Source organism: Microbacterium sp. 4R-513 (genome assembly GCF_011046485.1).
Classification (GTDB): Bacteria; Actinomycetota; Actinomycetes; order Actinomycetales; family Microbacteriaceae; genus Microbacterium.
On record NZ_CP049256.1, the window covers coordinates 3,742,332 to 3,760,403 of the forward strand.

Below are 18,072 nucleotides of genomic sequence, written 5' to 3' on the forward strand. Positions count from 1 at the left end.
CGGGCGTCGGGTGCCCATCCTCCAGGCTACTGGGCGGGGCGGATGACGACCAAAAGGTCGCCGGCCTCCACCTGCTGCGTGGCGGCGATCGCGATCCTCTCGATCACTCCGTCGACCGGAGCCGTGATGGCCGCCTCCATCTTCATCGCCTCGATCGACGCGATCGGCTGCCCCGCGGTCACGGTGTCGCCGGCCTCGGTCTTGATCGTCACGACCCCCGAGAACGGCGCCGCGACCTGCCCGGGCCGCGACGTGTCGGCCCTCTCGGCCTGGCGCGTCTCGACCTTGATGCTGCGGTCGCGGACGTACACGGGGCGCAGCTGTCCGTTGAGCGTCGTCATGACGGTGCGGACGCCCTTGGCGTCGGCCTCGCCGATCGCCTCGAGGCCCACGTAGAGCTGCACGCCGGGATCGATCTCGGCGACATGCTCCTCACCGGGCTTCAGCCCGTAGAGGTAGTCGGGCGTGCCGAGCGTCGAGAGGTCGCCGTAGGTCTCCCGCGCCTTCTCGAACTCCTTCGCGGGTCCGGGGAAGAGCAGGCGGTTGAGGGTGCGGCGGCGGGTCGCGGCATCCCCCTCAAGTCCCGCGCGCTCGGCGTCGGTGAGCGGCGGGATGTCGATCGAGATCTGCCTGCCCGCGAGCACCTTCGTGCGGAACGGCTCGGGCCAGCCTCCCGGCAGGTCGCCGAGCTCGCCCGCCATGAAACCCACCACCGAGTCCGGGATGTCGTAGTTCTGCGGGTTCTCGGCGAAGTCGGCCGGGTCGGCCTTCGCTGCCACGAGCGCCAGCGCCAGGTCGCCCACGACCTTGGACGACGGAGTCACCTTCGGGATGCGGCCGAGGATGCGGTCGGCCGCGGCGTACATGTCCTCGATGAGCTCGAAGTCGTCGGCCATGCCCAGTGCGATCGCCTGCTGGCGGAGGTTCGACAGCTGGCCGCCGGGGATCTCGTGGTGGTACACGCGGCCTGTGGGGCCGGGCAGGCCGGACTCGAACGGCGCATACAGGTGGCGCACGCCCTCCCAGTAGGGCTCGAGATCGCTGACGGCGGCGAGGTCGATGCCGGTGTCGCGCTCGGTGTGCGCGAGAGCGGCGACGAGCGCCGACAGGGACGGCTGACTCGTCGTGCCCGACAGCGGGGCGGCCGCGGCATCCACCGCATCCACTCCCGCCGCGCTCGCCGCGAGCAGCGTCGCGAGCTGGCCGCCCGCCGTGTCGTGGGTGTGCAGGTGCACGGGAAGGTCGAACCGCTCGCGCAGCGCCGTCACGAGCTTCGCCGCGGCGGCGGGACGCAGGAGGCCCGCCATGTCCTTGATGGCGAGGATGTGCGCGCCGGACTCGACGATCTGATCCGCGAGGCGGAGGTAGTAGTCGAGCGTGTAGAGCTTCTCTGCGGGGTCGAGGAGGTCGGCCGTGTAGCAGACGGCGACCTCGGCGAGGGCGGTGCCCGTCTCGAGGACGGCGGAGATGGCCGGGCGCATCTGATCGACGTCGTTGAGTGCGTCGAAGATGCGGAAGATGTCCACGCCCGTCGAGGCCGCCTCGCGCACGAAGGCGTCGGTCACCTCGACTGGCCGCGGCGTGTAGCCGACCGTGTTGCGGCCGCGGAGCAGCATCTGGATCGGGATGTTGGGGATCGCCTCGCGAACGGCGGCAAGGCGCTCCCACGGGTCTTCGGCGAGGAACCGGAGGGCCACGTCGTACGTCGCACCACCCCACGCCTCGACCGAGAGGAGGCCCGGCGTCATGCGGGCGACGTGCGGCCCGACGCGGACGAGGTCGCGTGTGCGCACGCGCGTCGCGAGAAGGGACTGGTGGGCGTCCCGGTACGTCGTCTCGGTGACGGCGAGGGGCACCTGCTCGCGGAGTGCGCGGGCGAAACCGGCGGGCCCGAGCTCGCGCAGCCGGTCGAGCGTGCCCGCGGGAGGCGGAGTGGACAGGTCGATGGCCGGGAGCTTGCTGCCCGGCGACACCGACACCGGCTTCTCGCCGTAGGGTCGGTTGACCGTCACGTCGGCCAGCCAGTTGATGAGCTTCGTCGCGCGGTCGCGCGAGGGGTGGCTCGTCAGCAGACTCGGGCGCTCCTCGATGAACGCCGTGCTGAGGTCGCCGACCACGAACGAGGGGTCGTCGAGCACGGCGCGGAGGAACGGGATGTTGGTCGCCACCCCGCGGATGCGGAACTCGGCGAGTGCGCGCTTGGCCCGCGCGACGGCGGCGGGGAAGTCCCGCCCGCGGCACGTGAGCTTGGCCAGCATCGAGTCGAAGTGCGGGCTGATCTGGGAACCCGCGGCCGTCGTGCCGCCGTCGAGGCGGATCCCGGCGCCGCCCGGCGACCGGTACGTCGTGATGCGTCCGGTGTCGGGGCGGAAGCCCTGCGACGGGTCCTCGGTCGTGATGCGGCACTGCAGCGCTGCGCCGCGGAGGACGATCTTCTCCTGGGCGAGGCCCAGTTCGTCGAGCGTCGCGCCGGCGGCGATCAGCATCTGCGACTGGACGAGGTCGACGTCGGTGACCTCTTCCGTGACGGTGTGCTCGACCTGGATGCGCGGGTTCATCTCGATGAACACGTGCTGGCCGGCCCGCTCCCCCGCCGTGTCGACGAGGAACTCGACGGTCCCCGCGTTGACGTAGCCGATGGACTTCGCGAAGGCGACCGCATCACGATGGATGCGCTGCCGCAGCTCGTCGTCGAGATTCGGAGCCGGCGCGATCTCGATCACCTTCTGGTGGCGCCGCTGCACCGAGCAGTCGCGCTCGAAGAGGTGGACGGTGTGGCCCGTGGCGTCCGCGAGGATCTGCACCTCGATGTGGCGGGGACGCACGACGGCCTGCTCGAGGAACACGCGCGCGTCACCGAAAGCCGCTCCCGCCTCGCGCATCGCCTCGGCGATTGCGGGAGGCAGCTCGCCGGGCGTCTCGACGCGACGCATGCCGCGTCCGCCACCTCCGGCGACCGCCTTGACGAAGATCGGGAACCCGATGCCGGCCGCCTGGGCGACGAGCTCGTCGACGTCCTCGGACGCCTCCGTCGACTTCAGGACGGGGACGCCCGCGGCGATCGCGTGCTGCTTCGCCGTGACCTTGTTGCCCGCCATCTCGAGAGCCGTCGACGGCGGGCCGATGAAGGTGATGCCGTGCTCGGCCGCGCGGGCGGCGAGCTCGGGGTTCTCGGACAGGAAGCCGTAGCCGGGATAGATGGCGTCGGCACCCGACGCGAGGGCGACCCGGATGATCTCGTCGACGTCGAGATACGCGCGGACAGGATGCCCCTGCTCGCCGATGACGTAGGACTCGTCGGCCTTCTGTCGGTGCAGCGATCCTCTGTCCTCATAGGGGAAGACCGCGACGGTCCGCGCCCCCAATTCGAAGGCCGCGCGGAACGCTCGAATCGCGATCTCGCCACGGTTTGCGACCAGGATCTTCCGGAACATGCGCACCTCGTTCGGACGTCGTCATGTGGGGGCTGAGTGTGCTCTCAGCCTAGGGGACGGTAACGTAGACCCTTGTGCACGTACTCTCGGTGAGCTCGCTCAAGGGCGGAGTCGGCAAGACGACCGTGACTCTCGGCCTCGCTTCGGCCGCCTTCGCACGTGGAGTCCGCACCCTCGTCGTCGACCTCGACCCGCAGTCCGACGTATCTACCGGCATGGACATCCAGGTCGCCGGCCGGCTGAATGTCGCCGACGTGCTCGCCAATCCCAAGGAGAAGGTCGTCCGTCAGGCGATCACCTCGAGCGGCTGGGCGAAGGTGCACCCGGGCACGATCGACGTGATGATCGGCAGCCCGTCAGCGATCAACTTCGACGGCCCGCACCCGAGCGTCCGCGACGTGTGGAAGCTCGAAGAGGCGCTCGCGACGATCGAGTCCGACTACGATCTCGTGCTGATCGACTGCGCCCCCTCGCTGAACGCCCTCACGCGCACCGCTTGGGCGGCGTCCGACCGGGTCATCGTCGTGACCGAGCCGGGCCTGTTCTCGGTCGCCGCCGCCGACCGGGCTCTCCGCGCGATCGAAGAGATCCGCCGCGGCCTCTCCCCCCGCCTCCAGCCTCTCGGCATCGTCGTGAACCGCGTGCGACCGCAGTCGATCGAGCACCAGTTCCGCATCAAGGAGCTGCGCGACATGTTCGGGCCGCTGGTCCTCTCGCCGCAGCTGCCTGAGCGCACGTCGCTCCAGCAGGCGCAGGGCGCCGCCAAGCCGCTGCACATCTGGCCGGGCGACTCCGCCCAGGAGCTCGCCGCCGACTTCGACGCGCTGCTCGACCGCGTCATGCGCACGGGGCGCATCCCCGTGCCGGGCGAAGCGCGCGCCTGACCCACCCGGCCCGGCCCATAGCACACTTCCTCGGCTCGCCGTGATGGTCACTTTGTCGCGAGCGTGAGCGTTCTGCTCCATTAATGCGACAGCTCCTGAGCATCAGTTGCCGGACGGCGCGCGATGACAGAGCATGCTGTTCATGGCACCGAAGACGTTGCAACCCGACAGCATCGCTGTGCACGCCGGCCGCGAAGATCTCGCGAGCCTCGGCGTGCACGCGCTCCCCCTCGACCTCTCGTCGACGAGCCCGCTTCCGGACGTCGAGCTGGGCGGACTCTCGTATGAGGTCCTCGCGACCGGCGGCCTGCCGCTCGACGGCGGCTCGAACGTGTACGCGAGGCTGTGGAACCCGACCGTCGCCCGGTTCGAGCAGGCGCTCGCGCGGCTCGAGCACGCCGAGGAGGCCGTCGCGTTCTCGTCCGGCATGGCGGCGCTCACCGCGACGCTCCTCGCGGTGACCCACGAGAGCGGCAAGCGCCATGTGGTCGCCGTCCGGCCGCTGTACGGCGGATCCGATCACCTCCTGGCATCCGGTCTGCTCGGAGTCGACACCACGTTCTGCCGACCCGAGGATGTCGCGGCATCCGTCCGCGCCGACACAGCTCTCGTCATCGTCGAGTCCCCCGCCAACCCGACGCTGGAGCTCGTCGACATCCGCGCGGTCGCGGCGGCCGCGGGCGATGTGCCGGTGCTCGTCGACAACACGTTCGCGACGCCGGTGCTGCAGCATCCGCTCGACCTGGGCGCCGCCCTCTCACTCCACAGCGCGACGAAGTACCTGGGCGGACACGGCGACGTCGTGGGCGGCGTCGTCGCATGCGACGCGCGGCTCGCGTCGGCTCTGCGGCGAACGCGCGCCATCACCGGCTCGATCCTGCACCCGCTCGCGGCCTACCTGCTGCACCGCGGGCTCGGGACGCTGCCGGTCCGCATGCGCGCGCAGCAGGACGGCGCCAGGACCGTGGCGGAGTGGCTCCGGTCGCGGCCGGAGGTCGCCGCCGTCCACTTCCCGGGATTCCCCGAGTGCGATCCCCACGGCCTCATCGGCACGCAGCAGTCGGGCCCGGGCGCCATGATCGCCATCGAGCTCGCCGACGGCTACGGCGCGGCGGTGGCGCTGACGTCGGGCGTGCGGCTCTTCACCCACGCCGTCTCGCTCGGAAGCGTCGACTCGCTCATCCAGCATCCCGCCGCACTGACCCACCGTCCGGTCCAGTCCGAGGCGAAGCCGTCCGACGCGCTCGTCCGGCTCAGCATCGGCCTCGAGGACCCGACGGATCTCATCGCCGATCTCGCGCAGGCCTTCGAGTCGGGGACGGATGCCGCGGCATCCGTCGCCCACGACCTCGCGTATGCAGGCTGAGGCGTCGCGCCTGGCGTCCTCCGCGAGAGGGCGTCAGGCGGTGCGCGCCGCGCGGCGAGCGGCGAGCTCGTCCAGCGCGTCGGGAGCCTGCGGCTCGAACTCGACGAGGGTCGACTCGACCTCGCGCAGCACATTGCCGACGGCGATGCCGAAGACGCCCTGGCCGCGGCTGATGAGGTCGATGACCTCGTCGTTCGACGTGCAGAGGTAGACCGAGGCGCCGTCGCTCATGAGGGTCGTGCCGGTGAGGTCGCGAATGCCGGCCGCGCGCAGCTGGTCGACGGCGGTGCGGATCTGCTGCAAAGAGATGCCGGTGTCGAGCAGGCGCTTCACGAGCTTGAGAACGAGGATGTCGCGGAAGCCGTACAGGCGCTGCGAGCCCGACCCGCTCGCGCCCCGGACGGTGGGCTCGACGAGCTCGGTGCGCGCCCAGTAGTCGAGCTGGCGATACGTGATGCCGGCGGCGCGGGCGGCGACCGCTCCGCGGTACCCGACCTCGTCGTCCATGGCGGGAAGACCGTCGGTGAAGAGGAGGTCTGCGACGAACTGGGGCTCCTCGGGAGTCTCGTCAGTTGTCATTCGGTGCCTCCTCCCGGACCGTGTTATCCAACGCTAGATGAGGGGTGGGCCCCGGGCAACGACATCCGCTCCCCGGCGCTCGGCGTGTCGCGCGTTCGAGGCCGGCGCGGGCCGGATCGGGTCAGGACAGAAGGCGGTCCAGCGCGCTGCGGACGAAGATCGCCCGGAGCTCCTCCAGGCGCTTGGCGAGCTCCGGTGCGAGCTCGCTGGCGCGGGCGCGGCTCGAGGCATCCGTCCGGCGCAGGAGCGCCGCGAGAGCCGACTCGACCAGTGCGACGTCGCGCTCGGCGCTCTGTCGCAGCGTGCGGACGTGGCGCGGCTCGATGCCGTGGCGGTCGAGGGCGACGAGGGCGCGGAGGATCGCGACCTGCTGCTCGGTGTACGCGTCGGAGCCGGCGAGCACGCCCGTGCTGATCGCGTCGTTGAGCAGCTGGGGCGCCGCGCCCGTGGCCGAGAGGAGCTCCTCGCGACGGTAGCGCCGCGGCGCGGGAACGATCGAGGGCGGCGGAGCGGCGACCGGGGTCGCGGGGTCACGGCCGGCGTCGATGTCTTCGAGGTACTCGCGGATGACGACGAGCGGCAGGTAGTGGTCGCGCTGGAGCGTCAGGGCGAGACGCAGCCGCTCGAGGTCGGTCTGCGAGAACTTGCGATAGCCCGACTCGGTGCGCACGGGCGTCACGATGCCCTGCACTTCGAGGAAGCGCAGCTTGCTCGAGGTGAGCGTCGGGAACTCCGGGGCAAGCCGGGCGAGGACCTGTCCGATGCTCAGAAGACCCGCGGACGATGAGCGTTCGCGGGCGGCAGCCGTCGACATCAACCGTCCGCGGCCTGCGCGAGGTCTGCGGGCGAGACGAAGAAGTTGAGGCGGAACTTGCCGATGCGCACCTCGGAGCCGTTGTCGAGGCGGGCACGGTCGACCCGCTCGCCGTTGACGTAGGTGCCGTTGAGCGATCGCTGATCGACGATCTCGAAGCCCGCGTCATCCCGCGTGATCTCGGCATGGCGGCGCGACACGGTGACGTCGTCGAAGAAGATGTCGGCCTCGGGGTGGCGGCCCACCGTCGTCACGTCGGTGTCGAGGAGGTAGCGGGCGCCGGCCGTGGGACCGGAGCGCACGATGAGGATCGCTACGCGCGACGGCAGGGCCTCGATCGCGTCGAGCTCGGCGGTCGACAGGTCGGCCCCGAACGGGATGAAGGACAGATCGGAATCGTGTCCGAACGTCTGGGTCGTGTCTGCGGCCCGGTCGGCCGGGTGTGCAGCCTCCGAGTCCGCAGCGCGGCGGATCTCATCCGGTCGGCGATTGTCGTCCACGCTGCTCCTCCTCGTCGCAAAAAGCCTATCCGATCGGCTCGCCCCGTGAAGAGCCGTCGCCACCCGCTCGCGCCGCGGACCGGGGGGGTTCCGCATTGTTTCGGCGTGTGTCGCTTCGGATGCCTCGGCAGGCGCCCTTGCCTAGCCTTGGCGGGGTAATCGAACCTACTGATCGGAGCAACCCGTGTCGACCCCGCACTCCCACATTCCGCCCCTCGAGGTGCGTGAGCGTGCGGCGTGCATGTGCGTCCACGGGCGGGCCTGCTCGACGTTCGCGCCGGGTCACGCGCTGCATCTGATCCAGGCGCGCCTGGCTTCGGCCACACCCTCGGACTGGGTGGACGCGATCGTCGAGGCGGTCCACGCCGATGGCACGCTCGTGCTGCGGCCGATCGCCGGCGCGACGCCCCTCTCCGTGTGGAACGGATCAGGCGCCGCGCAGGAGATCTCCGCCGGCACGCCGGTCGCGCTGCACGAGCGCTACGACGTCCTCGCGGTCGGCCAGCGGCGCTTCAACGTCGCGCCGCTCACCGACTGACGCCAAGGGAAAGGCGACGGGCTCAGCCCATCGCCATCATGCTGTCCTTCATGGCCATGCATGCGTCCATGCACGCCTTGCAGGACTGAGCGCACATCTTGCAGATCTCGCTGTGATCGGCGTGCTCCATGCACTCGTCCATGCACTGCTGGCACATCGCGATGCACGCGTCGAGCATCGCCATCATGCTGGCCTGGTTCATGCCCTGCATGCGCAGCATCGCGCGCATCATCGTGTTGCACATGTCCGCGCAGTTCATGCACGTGATCGCGCACGACATCATCTGCGTCGAGCACACCGTGCAGGCCTGCTCGCAAGCCGAGCAGGCATCCATACACGCCTGCATGACCGACATGTCCATCATGTCCATGCCGGGCATCGACTTCATGTCCTTCGACATCATGTCCATCATCATCGAGTCCATCCCGCACCTCCGTCCGTTGCATCGAATCGACGGGCGTTCGGACCCGCCTGCGGCCATGGTATGCCGGGGGTCGCCGTCATAGAAGACCCCGATAGGCTCTGGCGGGTGTCGTCACAAGGAATTCACAAACGCCCCGTCCGCCGGGTCTCCGCGGCCCTCGTCGCCGTCGCCCTGAGCCTTGCGGCGACCATCGGCGCAACCCTCCTCGGGGCCGCACCCGCGAGCGCGCACGACGAGTTCCTCTCGGCCGATCCGGCCGCCGACGCGACCGTCGAGTCGCTCCCGGCGGAGATCACGCTGACCTTCAGCGGCCTCATCTCCACTGAGGAGGGTGCGAACGAGATCGCGGTGACGGATGCCTCGGGCGCCTCGCTCGTCGAGGGCGAGCCGTCCGTGAGCGACACCGTGGTGACGCAGCGGCTCACGACCGGCGCCGCGAGCGCGTCGGGTGCCGTCACGGTGCTGTGGAAGGTCGTCTCGAGCGACGGGCATCCGATTTCGGGCGAGTACTCGTTCACCGTCACCGGAGCCCCCACTCCGACGCCCACAGCCTCGAGCTCTCCCACCGAGAGCGCGTCGCCCGCAGAGCCCGTGGAGACGCCCAGCGCGACCGCCACCCCGACCACTGCGCCGACGGAGGCCTCATCGTCTGGGGCTGTCTGGCCGTGGGTCGTCGGGGGCCTCGTCGTCCTGGCCGTCGCCGCCGCCCTGATCTACCTCCTCACCTCCCGCTCACGACGTGAGCGGGCCCTCGCCGAAGGCCGTGATCCCGCGGGTCCCGCGGCCTCCGGCGGCGGATCGGAGCCTCCGCTCGACCGATAGGGTTAAGGCATGCCTCACTACGACGTCGTCATCCTCGGTGCCGGCCCCGGCGGCTATGTCGCGGCCGTCCGCAGCGCTCAGCTCGGCCTCTCCGTCGCGATCATCGAAGAGAAGTACTGGGGCGGCGTCTGCCTCAACGTCGGGTGCATCCCCTCGAAGGCGCTGCTCAAGAACGCAGACCTCGCGCACCAGTTCCACCACAAGGCCGACCTCTTCGGCATCTCGGGCGACGTGTCGTTCGACTACGGCGTCGCGTGGGACCGCAGCCGCACCGTGGCCAACGGCCACGTCAAGGGCATCCACTTCCTCATGAAGAAGAACAAGGTGACCGAGTACGAGGGTCGTGGCACCTTCACCGGCCCGAACGCCATCAGCGTCAAGAAGACGGACGGCTCTACCGAAGAGGTCACCTTCGACAACGCGATCATCGCGACCGGCTCGCGCGTGCGCCTCCTCCCCGGGGTGTCGATCGGCGGCAACATCGTGACCTACGAGGAGCAGATCCTCACGCGCGAGCTGCCCAAGTCGATCGTCATCGTCGGCGCCGGCGCGATCGGCATGGAGTTCGCGTTCGTCATGACGAACTACGGCGTCAAGGTCACGATCATCGAGTTCCTCGACCGCGCGCTCCCCAACGAGGACGCCGACGTGTCGAAGGAGATCGCCAAGCAGTACAAGGGCTACGGCGTCGACATCCTCACCTCCACCAAGGTCGAGACCGTCACCGATCACGGCGACCACGTCACCGTCACCTACACCCCCGCGGCGGGCGGCGAGACCCAGTCCATCGACGCCGACAAGGTCATGATGTCGATCGGCTTCGCGCCCAACGTCGAGGGCTTCGGCCTCGAGGCGACGGGCGTCAAGCTCAGCGATCGCGGAGCGATCGAGATCGACGACCACATGCGCACCAACGTGCCGCACATCTACGCGATCGGTGACGTCACGGCGAAGCTCCAGCTCGCGCACGTCGCCGAGGCTCAGGGCGTCGTCGCCGCCGAGACGATCGGCAAGGCCGAGACGATGACCCTCGGCGACTACCGCAACATGCCCCGCGCGACGTTCTGCTCGCCGCAGGTCGCCTCGTTCGGCCTCACCGAGCAGCAGGCGCGCGACGCCGGCTACGACGTCAAGGTCGCGAAGTTCCCGTTCTCGGCGAACGGCAAGGCCAACGGCCTCGGCGAGCCCGTGGGCTTCGTCAAGCTCATCGCCGACGGCGAGCACCTCGAGCTCCTCGGCGGCCACCTCATCGGCCCCGACGTGTCGGAGCTCCTCCCCGAGCTGACGCTCGCGCAGAAGTGGGACCTCACGGCCCTCGAGGCCGCCCGCAACGTGCACACGCACCCGACGCTCTCCGAGGCGCTGCAGGAGGCCTTCCACGGCCTCGCGGGTCACATGATCAACCTCTGACCCCAGCTCACTGAAGAAGCCCCCGCGCCGACGGCAGCGGGGGCTTCTTCTTGCGCCAGCCTCGGTTCTTTGCGCTCACCCCGGGCCTCAACCCACATATTCGCGCTCGACCCCCCACGTCCGTGCGACCTCAACGCGTGGGTTCGCGCGCCGATGTGTGGGCTCGACGGGCAGCCGGGTCGGTGGGCGAGCGGGCGGCCGGGTCAGTGGCCGAGCGGGCCGCCGAGTCAGTGCCCGAGGGTGCGGGCGAGTTTGGAATCGGATGCCGCGGGCCGCGCGCCCGCGGCCGTCATAACGCGCTCGGCAGCCGCGAAGAACGCGGCGATCTCGTCGGGATCGGTGGGCGCTGCGGGGCCGAGCTCCAGCTCCCACTCACGCCATGCCTGCTCCGCTCCCCCGCCGCGGCGCTCGTCGGTCGCGACGACATGATCGTCGACGAACTCCGCGACGACGCCGCCCTCGGCATCGCGCAGGTGGTACGCCGTGCGGGCGTTGCGGATGCGGGCGAGCGGGGAGAGCGAGGCATCCGTCGCCTGAGGCACGGCGGAGCGGACGGCCTCGTGCACCGCCGCGGGCAGCGTTTCGTCGCCGGTGAGCGGCCAGTGCTGCTCGGTGCGGCCACCGCCCTCCTCACGCGGGCCCTTGATGTGCCACCCCGCGTCGGGACCGCCGGAGCGTCGGCGCAGCGCGTAGCCGGCGTGCGCAAGGGCGAGGTCGTCGGTGTCGAAGTACCGGGCGTCGAGGTCGCGCGGCTCGGGGTCGGAGACCGACGTGATTCCGGGAAGCCCCGTCCAGTCAGGCAGGGGCGTCGCGTCGTCGACGTCGAACTTCAGCTCGACCTCGAGCGAGCTCGACGGACCGTCTTTCGGGGTCTCGCTCGAACCGGCCACGGCTCAGTCGTCGGCGGAGTTGCCGATGTCGTCGGTCGCCTCGACGAACCAGAACGCGGCCTCGGTCGGGCCGTCGTCGGTGCCGGTGTGCTCGACCTCGCCGTCGCGGCGGTAGACGATCTGGCCCTCGCCGTAGGGGACGATGAGCGAGTCGAGTTCGGGCTGCTCGAGAGGAAGGATCTGCCCGTCGAGCGGGCCCCCGTGAAGTCGTGCGATGGCCATGCGTCGAGCCTACTCCCGGCCCCGCGCGGGAGCCGGGAGGCGGCGGTCAGTGCGTCGGGAAGCCGAGGCTGATCTGGCTCTCGCTCGGCTCGGGCCAGCGCGTCGTGACGACCTTACGGCGCGTGTAGAAGTTGAAGGCCTCCGGGCCGTACATGTGCGTGTCGCCGAAGAGCGAGTCCTTCCAGCCGCCGAACGAGAACGACCCGACCGGCACGGGGATCGGCACGTTGATGCCCACCATGCCCACCTCGATGTCGAACTCGAACTGGCGAGCGGTCTTGCCGTCGCGGGTGAAGACGGCGGTGCCGTTCGCGTAGCGGTTGGAGTTGATGAGCTCGACGGCCTCGTCGTAGTTCGCGACGCGGACGACCGACAGCACCGGGCCGAAGATCTCCTCGTCGTACACGCGCATGCCGGGCTTGACGTCGTCGACCAGCGAGGCGCCGATGAAGAACCCTTCGCCCTCGAACTTGTGGTCGCGCCCGTCGACGACGACCTTCGCGCCCTCGCCGGAGGCGCCCTCGACGAAGCCGGCGACGCGCTCCCGCGCCTCGCGCGTGATGAGCGGGCCCATCTCGGACTTCGGGTCGGTGCCGTCGCCGATGACGAGGCCGCCGATGCGGTCGCTCACCTTGGAGATCAGCCCGTCCGCGACGTCGCCGACGGCGACGACGACCGAGACGGCCATGCAGCGCTCCCCCGCCGAGCCGTAGGCGGCCGAGACGGCGGCGTCCGCTGCGGCATCCAGGTCGGCATCCGGCATGACGATCATGTGGTTCTTCGCGCCGCCCAGCGCCTGGACGCGCTTGCCGTTGGCCGCCGCACGCGTGTAGATGTACTTCGCGATCGGCGTCGAGCCGACGAACGACACGGCGCGGATGATCGGGTCGTCGAGGATCGCATCCACCGTCTCCTTGTCGCCGTGCACGACGTTGAAGATCCCGTCGGGGAGCCCCGCCTCACGGAACGCCTCGGCGAGCCATACGGCGGCGGAGGGGTCGCGCTCGGACGGCTTGAGGATCACCGCGTTGCCCGCGGCGATCGCCGTCGTGACCATCCAGAGAGGCACCATCGCGGGGAAGTTGAACGGGGTGATGCACGCGACGACGCCGAGCGGCTGACGCACCTGGTGCACGTCCACACCGCCCGCGACCTGCTCGGAGTACTCACCCTTGAGGTGGTGCATCAGGCCGGTGCAGAACTCGACGTTCTCGAGGCCGCGCGCGACCTCGCCCAGCGCATCAGCGACGGTCTTGCCGTGCTCGGCGGTGATGACGCGGGCGAGCTCCTCGGCGCGGGAGCTGATGATCTCGCGCAGCCGGAACATGACCGCGCTGCGCTTGGCGAGGCCCGTCTCGCGCCACCCCGGCTGCGCAGCCTTCGCCTTCGCGGCGACCTCGTGCAGGAAGTCGGCACTCGCGAACGCCACCTCGGCCGTCTGCGCGCCGGTCGCCGGGTTGAAGACGCGGCCGAAGCGGACGTCGTCGCCCGTGGGCGAGACGCGCTCGCCGGCGACGTAGTGCGGGATCGTCGGGAGGGTGCCGGATGCCTCGGCCGGCGACTTCTCGATCGTGGAGGTGCTCATGTTCTCGTCCTTCTTGCCGGGAGTGAGGTCAGGCGCTCGCCGCGACGCGGTCGAGCGAGGGGTCGTAGCCGCGGAGCGTGCCGTCGGGCGTAGCGAGCCGGGTCACGAGGGTGCAGTCCTTCCCGCCGAGGCCCTCCTCGGCGAGCTGCACGAGCTGAGAGAGCGCGAGCTGCGCTGCGGGGAGGTGCACGCCGGTCGTCTCGCCGGCCTGCACCGCGAGGGCGCAGTCCTTGCGCGCGAGGTCGACCGAGAACGTCGCGTCGAAGTTCCGGTTCGCGGCTGACGTCTCGACGACGCCGGGAACGGGATACCAGACGCGCTGCGGCCAGGAGCCGCCCGAGGACGCGTTCGCGACCTGCCAGAACGTCTGCTGGTCGAGGCCGAGCTGCTCGGCGAGCTGCGATCCCTCGGCGACGGCCATGACGCCGATGAACAGCATCATGTTGTTGACGAGCTTCGCCGCGATGCCGCTCGTCGGGCCGCCGCACGCGACGATCGACCCCGCCATCGGCCCGATGAACTCCTTCGCCCGCTCGACGTCTTCGGGGCGTCCGCCGAGCATGAAGGTGAGCGAGTGCGCCTCGGCACCGGCCGTGCCGCCCGAGATCGGCGAGTCGACGAACACGAAGCCCCGCGCCTCCGACTCGGCGTGGCACCAGCGCGATGTCTCGATGTCGACCGTCGACGTGTCGAGGAGGATCGTTCCTGTGGCGGCGTTCGCCCAGATGCCGTCCGGTCCCTCGTAGACGCCGCGCACATGCTGCGGCATCGGGAGCGATGTGAAGCACGCGTCCGCGCCCTCGAGCGCTTCGGCGATGGAGCCGGCGAGCGTCACGCCGCGGGCTTCGGCGGCGGCTGCGGCGGCCGGGTTGATGTCGAACCCGCGGACAGTGTGGCCAGCGGCGACGAGGTGCCCCGTCATGGGCGCGCCCATGTGGCCGAGTCCGATCCAGGCGATCGTGGACATGAGGTCTCCTGAGATCCTGCGTCGTTGGAAGGATGCGACGCCAGCATAGGCATCCCGAGCACTTGCGCTCAATGCACGACCGCGCACGAATCTTGCACTCCAACTGTGCATCTGCGCACACTTCTCTTGTGACCGCCGCGACCCGCGAGCCTCAACTCGACGCCCTCATGACCTTCCTCGCCGCGGCCCGGCTCGGCCGCTATACGGCTGCCGCCGAGGTGCTCGGCGTCAACCACTCGACCGTCTCGCGGAGGATCGCCTCGCTCGAGGACGCGATGGGCGGCCGCGTGCTCGTGCGCACGGCGTCGGGATGGGAGGTGACCGAGCTCGGACGGCGCGCACTCGCCGTCGCGGAGCGGATCGAGGCATCCGTCCGCGAACTCTCCGGGGACGCCGCCGCTGTACAAGGGATGGTGCGCATCGCGGCTCCGGATGCCTTCACGTCGGTGTTCCTCGTACCGGCGATGGCACGGCTGCAGGCGCAGCACCCCGCCCTCGCCGTCGAGCTCATCGCCGCGACACAGCGCGTCCGCCAGAACCGATCCGGCGTCGACCTCGAGATCGTCGTCGGTCGCCCGCAGGTCCACCGCGCCTTCGCGACCCCCGTGTGCGCCTACTCGCTCCGGCTCTATGCGACGCCGGCGTATCTGGAGCGAGCCGGGACCCCGGCATCCGTCGCCGACCTCGCACGCCACCCGCTCGTCTACTACATCGAGTCGTCGCTCCAGGTCGACGACCTCGACCACGCCGTGCAGTCGCTGCCCGCCTCGCCCGCGTCCATCCGGTCGACGAGCGTCTTCGCGCACGTCGAGGCGACGGCGGCCGGCGCGGGCGTCGGACTCCTCCCCGACTTCCTCGCCGACGCAGACCCGCGCCTCGTGCGCGTGCTCGACGGAGCGTTCGCGCATCCGCTGCGCTACTGGGCCGTGACGCGCGACGAAGGCCCCCGCAACCCCGTGGTGGCCGAGGCGCTCGAAGCCATCCGCGCGCACATCGCGGCCGTGCCGGTCCGGCCCTGACGAGTCAGGGCGTGCGCCTGCGACCCTGACGGGTCAGAGCACCGGCGGCGTGTGCCAGATGCGGTCGATGTAGTCGCGGATCGAGCGGTCCGACGAGAAGAAGCCCGTGCGCGCCACGTTGAGGATCGCCGACCGGGTCCAGGCATCCTGATCCGCGTACGCGGCATCGACCTTCGCCTGCGCCTCGATATAGGAGGAGTAGTCGGCGAGCACCATGAAGCGGTCGTCGTACAGGAGGTTCGAGACGATCGGCTCGAACACCGACCGGTCGCCGCCCGAGAACGCTCCGGACGCGATGAGGTCCATCGCGCCGCGGAGGTTGTCGTCACCCTGGTAGAACTCCGTCGGGTGGTACCCCTTGGCCCACAGCGCCTCGACCTCGGGCTCTGACATGCCGAAGAGGAAGAAGTTGTCGTCGCCCACGAGCTCGCGGATCTCGACGTTCGCGCCGTCGTCGGTGCCGATGGTCAGCGCACCGTTGAGGGCGAACTTCATGTTGCCCGTGCCCGAGGCCTCCTTGCCGGCGAGCGAGATCTGCTCGGACAGGTCGGCGGCCGGGATGACGCGCTCCGCGAGGGTGACGTTGTAGTTGGGCGGGAACAGCACCTTGAGGCGCCCCTCGACGCGCGGGTCGGCGTTCACGACCTCGCCGACCGCGTTGATGAGGTGGATGATCCGCTTGGCCATGACGTAGCCGGGGGCGGCCTTGGCGCCGAAGATGAACGTGCGGGGAGTGATGTCGGATGCCGCGACCTTGCCCGAGACGACCTTCTCGTACTCCGTCACGATGTGCAGCACCTTCAGCATCTGGCGCTTGTACTCGTGCAGCCGCTTGACCATCACGTCGATCATGTGGCCGTCGCCGAGGGCGAGCCCGTCACGCTCGTGGAGCACCTCGGCGAGCCGCTGCTTGTTGGCGTACTTCACCGCGGCGAACCGCTCGCGGAACTCGGGGTCGGCGGCGAAGGCCTCGAGGCCGCGGAGGCGCTCGAGATCGACGGTCCAGCCGGCGCCGAGGGCCTCGGTGATGAGGTCGGCGAGGCTCGGGTTGGCGAGCCGGATGAAGCGGCGCGGCGTCACGCCGTTCGTGACGTTGGTGAACTTGCCCGGGAAGAACTCGTCGAAGTCGGGCAGGACCTTGTCGCGCAGCAGCTGGGAGTGCAGCTCCGCGACGCCGTTCACCTTCGCGCCCGCGACCGTCGCGAGGTAGGCCATCCGCACGGAGCGGAACGGGTGCTCGCCGATGATCGACATCGCGCGGATGCGCAGCTCGTCGTCGCCGAACCGCTCGCGCACCGCCTCGAGGAACTCGTCGTTGATGCGGTAGATGATCTCGAGGTGCCGCGGGAGCAGCCGGCCGAGCAGGTCGACGGACCACACCTCGAGGGCCTCGGGAAGCAGGGTGTGGCACGTGTACGCGAAGCACTGCTGCGTGATCTCCCACGCGGCATCCCATTCCAGCTTGCGCTCGTCGACGAGGACGCGCATGAGTTCGGGCACCGCGATGACCGGGTGCGTGTCGTTCAGCTGGAAGATCACGCGGTCGGAGAGCTTCGTCACGTCGTAGTCGGCCGGCAGAACGTTGTCGAGGAAGTCGCCGATCGACGCCGCGACGAAGAAGTACTGCTGCTGCAGGCGCAGCTCCTTGCCCTGAGGGGTGGAGTCCTCGGGGTAGAGCACCTTCGAGATGTTCTCGGCGAAGGTCTGGGCGCGGACGGCCTCTTCGTAGTCGCCGGAGTTGAAGATGCGCAGGTCGAAGGCATCCGTCGCGACAGCGCTCCACAGGCGCAGGGTGTTGACCCGCCCGTTGTGGTAGCCGGGGACCATGTAGTTGTAGGGCACGGCCTGCACGTTCCAGCCCGGGATCCAGCGGCTGCGCTCGACGCCGTCGTCGTCGTAGGTCTCGGTGTGACCGCCGAACGCGATCAGCTGCGCGGCCTCGGGGTGCGGGAACTCCCACGGCGAGCCGAGCGTGAGCCACGCGTCGGGCTGCTCGACCTGCTGACCGTCCACGAAGGTCTGCCGGAAGATTCCGTACTCGTAGCGGATGCCGTAGCCGATGCTCGGCACCCCGAGCGTCGCCAGCGAGTCGATGAAGCACGCGGCGAGGCGGCCCAGGCCGCCGTTGCCGAGACCCGGCTCGACCTCGAGCTCGCGCAGGGCGTCGAGGCTGATGCCGCACTGCTGCAGCGCGTCCTTCGCGATGTCGGTCAGGCGCGAGGCGAGGAGGTTGTTGTCGAGCTGACGGCCGAGCAGGTACTCGGCGGACAGGTAGCACACGCCCTTCGCCTGCACCTCGCGCTGGCGCTGCTGATCGTCGAGCCAGCGCGCCATGAGGTAGTCGCGCACCGTCACGGCGAGCGCGAGGTACTGGTCGTTCGTGCTCGACTTCGACAGCGGCACGCCGATGTCGAAGTTGAGGTTCACGAGGAACTGGCGGACGAAGCCGTCGACCGTCACGGGGGGCGAAGTCACCGGCGCGAGGGCGAGGGGATGCGTCGCTCCCAGCGGGTGCGGAGTGACGCGGGGCTCGGAGTTGTCTTCGTGCACGGTGAAACGCTACCCACTGATCCCGAGAGCGCGGAATCGGGATGGCGCTCGTGAGGAGAGTTTGCACG

At 70.0% G+C, this 18,072-nt stretch carries 16 protein-coding genes; 6 read left to right on the top strand and 10 right to left on the bottom strand.

What is annotated here, in order from left to right:
- Positions 1 to 26: 26 nt before the first annotated feature.
- On the bottom strand, positions 27 to 3,434 hold the full coding sequence (locus G5T42_RS16725) for a pyruvate carboxylase (protein ID WP_165129877.1): 3,408 nt from the start codon (positions 3,432 to 3,434) through the stop codon (positions 27 to 29).
- Between the two features lie 74 nt (positions 3,435 to 3,508).
- On the opposite strand from G5T42_RS16725, the gene G5T42_RS16730 reads away from it, so the two are divergent.
- Positions 3,509 to 4,318: a ParA family protein gene (locus tag G5T42_RS16730; protein WP_165129878.1), complete on the top strand. Its 810-nt coding sequence runs from the start codon at positions 3,509 to 3,511 to the stop codon at positions 4,316 to 4,318.
- 142 nt (positions 4,319 to 4,460) lie between these two features.
- Positions 4,461 to 5,684 carry an aminotransferase class I/II-fold pyridoxal phosphate-dependent enzyme gene (locus G5T42_RS16735; protein ID WP_165129879.1) on the top strand — a complete coding sequence of 408 codons (1,224 nt, stop codon included), beginning with the start codon at positions 4,461 to 4,463 and terminating at the stop codon, positions 5,682 to 5,684.
- Between the two features lie 33 nt (positions 5,685 to 5,717).
- Here the strand turns inward: G5T42_RS16735 and G5T42_RS16740 are convergent, their stop codons facing one another.
- From G5T42_RS16740 to G5T42_RS16750, 3 genes are all read right to left on the bottom strand, one after another.
- Positions 5,718 to 6,263 (bottom strand): MerR family transcriptional regulator, encoded by a 546-nt coding sequence (locus tag G5T42_RS16740; protein WP_165129880.1) that lies wholly within the window; start codon positions 6,261 to 6,263, stop codon positions 5,718 to 5,720.
- Between the two features lie 121 nt (positions 6,264 to 6,384).
- Positions 6,385 to 7,077 (bottom strand): MerR family transcriptional regulator, encoded by a 693-nt coding sequence (locus G5T42_RS16745; protein WP_165129881.1) that lies wholly within the window; start codon positions 7,075 to 7,077, stop codon positions 6,385 to 6,387.
- A complete protein-coding gene (locus G5T42_RS16750; RefSeq protein ID WP_165129882.1) occupies positions 7,077 to 7,577 on the bottom strand; it encodes an FHA domain-containing protein in 501 nt (166 codons plus the stop codon). Before G5T42_RS16750 ends, G5T42_RS16745 begins: the two co-directional genes overlap by 1 nt.
- Before the next feature lie 184 nt (positions 7,578 to 7,761).
- Between G5T42_RS16750 and G5T42_RS16755 the strand changes: the two genes are divergently transcribed.
- Complete coding sequence (locus G5T42_RS16755; protein WP_206535668.1) at positions 7,762 to 8,115, top strand: hypothetical protein; 354 nt, start codon at positions 7,762 to 7,764, stop codon at positions 8,113 to 8,115.
- A 22-nt stretch (positions 8,116 to 8,137) separates the two neighbouring features.
- Here the strand turns inward: G5T42_RS16755 and G5T42_RS16760 are convergent, their stop codons facing one another.
- Complete coding sequence (locus G5T42_RS16760; RefSeq protein ID WP_165129883.1) at positions 8,138 to 8,539, bottom strand: hypothetical protein; 402 nt, start codon at positions 8,537 to 8,539, stop codon at positions 8,138 to 8,140.
- A 105-nt stretch (positions 8,540 to 8,644) separates the two neighbouring features.
- Here G5T42_RS16760 and G5T42_RS16765 point away from each other — a divergent pair, with 105 nt between their 5' ends.
- Positions 8,645 to 9,361: a copper resistance CopC family protein gene (locus G5T42_RS16765; protein WP_241245876.1), complete on the top strand. Its 717-nt coding sequence runs from the start codon at positions 8,645 to 8,647 to the stop codon at positions 9,359 to 9,361.
- A gap of 9 nt (positions 9,362 to 9,370) precedes the next feature.
- Complete coding sequence (gene lpdA / locus G5T42_RS16770) at positions 9,371 to 10,771, top strand: dihydrolipoyl dehydrogenase (protein WP_165129885.1); 1,401 nt, start codon at positions 9,371 to 9,373, stop codon at positions 10,769 to 10,771.
- A gap of 227 nt (positions 10,772 to 10,998) precedes the next feature.
- Here the strand turns inward: lpdA and G5T42_RS16775 are convergent, their stop codons facing one another.
- From G5T42_RS16775 to G5T42_RS16790, 4 genes are read right to left on the bottom strand one after another with little or no spacing between them, the layout of a single operon-like run.
- Complete coding sequence (locus G5T42_RS16775; protein ID WP_165129886.1) at positions 10,999 to 11,661, bottom strand: CYTH domain-containing protein; 663 nt, start codon at positions 11,659 to 11,661, stop codon at positions 10,999 to 11,001.
- 3 nt (positions 11,662 to 11,664) lie between these two features.
- Positions 11,665 to 11,883 carry a response regulator gene (locus tag G5T42_RS16780; protein WP_165129887.1) on the bottom strand — a complete coding sequence of 73 codons (219 nt, stop codon included), beginning with the start codon at positions 11,881 to 11,883 and terminating at the stop codon, positions 11,665 to 11,667.
- Positions 11,884 to 11,929: 46 nt separating this feature from the next.
- Entirely contained in the window at positions 11,930 to 13,468 is a 1,539-nt protein-coding gene (locus G5T42_RS16785) for a CoA-acylating methylmalonate-semialdehyde dehydrogenase (protein ID WP_165129888.1), read from the bottom strand.
- Positions 13,469 to 13,496: 28 nt separating this feature from the next.
- Positions 13,497 to 14,435, bottom strand: coding sequence for an NAD(P)-binding domain-containing protein (locus G5T42_RS16790; RefSeq protein WP_165129889.1), 939 nt, complete (start codon positions 14,433 to 14,435; stop codon positions 13,497 to 13,499).
- 128 nt (positions 14,436 to 14,563) lie between these two features.
- Here G5T42_RS16790 and G5T42_RS16795 point away from each other — a divergent pair, with 128 nt between their 5' ends.
- Entirely contained in the window at positions 14,564 to 15,454 is an 891-nt protein-coding gene (locus tag G5T42_RS16795; RefSeq protein ID WP_347104032.1) for a LysR family transcriptional regulator, read from the top strand.
- A gap of 33 nt (positions 15,455 to 15,487) precedes the next feature.
- Here the strand turns inward: G5T42_RS16795 and G5T42_RS16800 are convergent, their stop codons facing one another.
- Positions 15,488 to 17,929 (bottom strand): glycogen/starch/alpha-glucan phosphorylase, encoded by a 2,442-nt coding sequence (locus G5T42_RS16800; RefSeq protein ID WP_165130305.1) that lies wholly within the window; start codon positions 17,927 to 17,929, stop codon positions 15,488 to 15,490.
- Between the last annotated feature and the right edge of the window lie 143 nt (positions 17,930 to 18,072).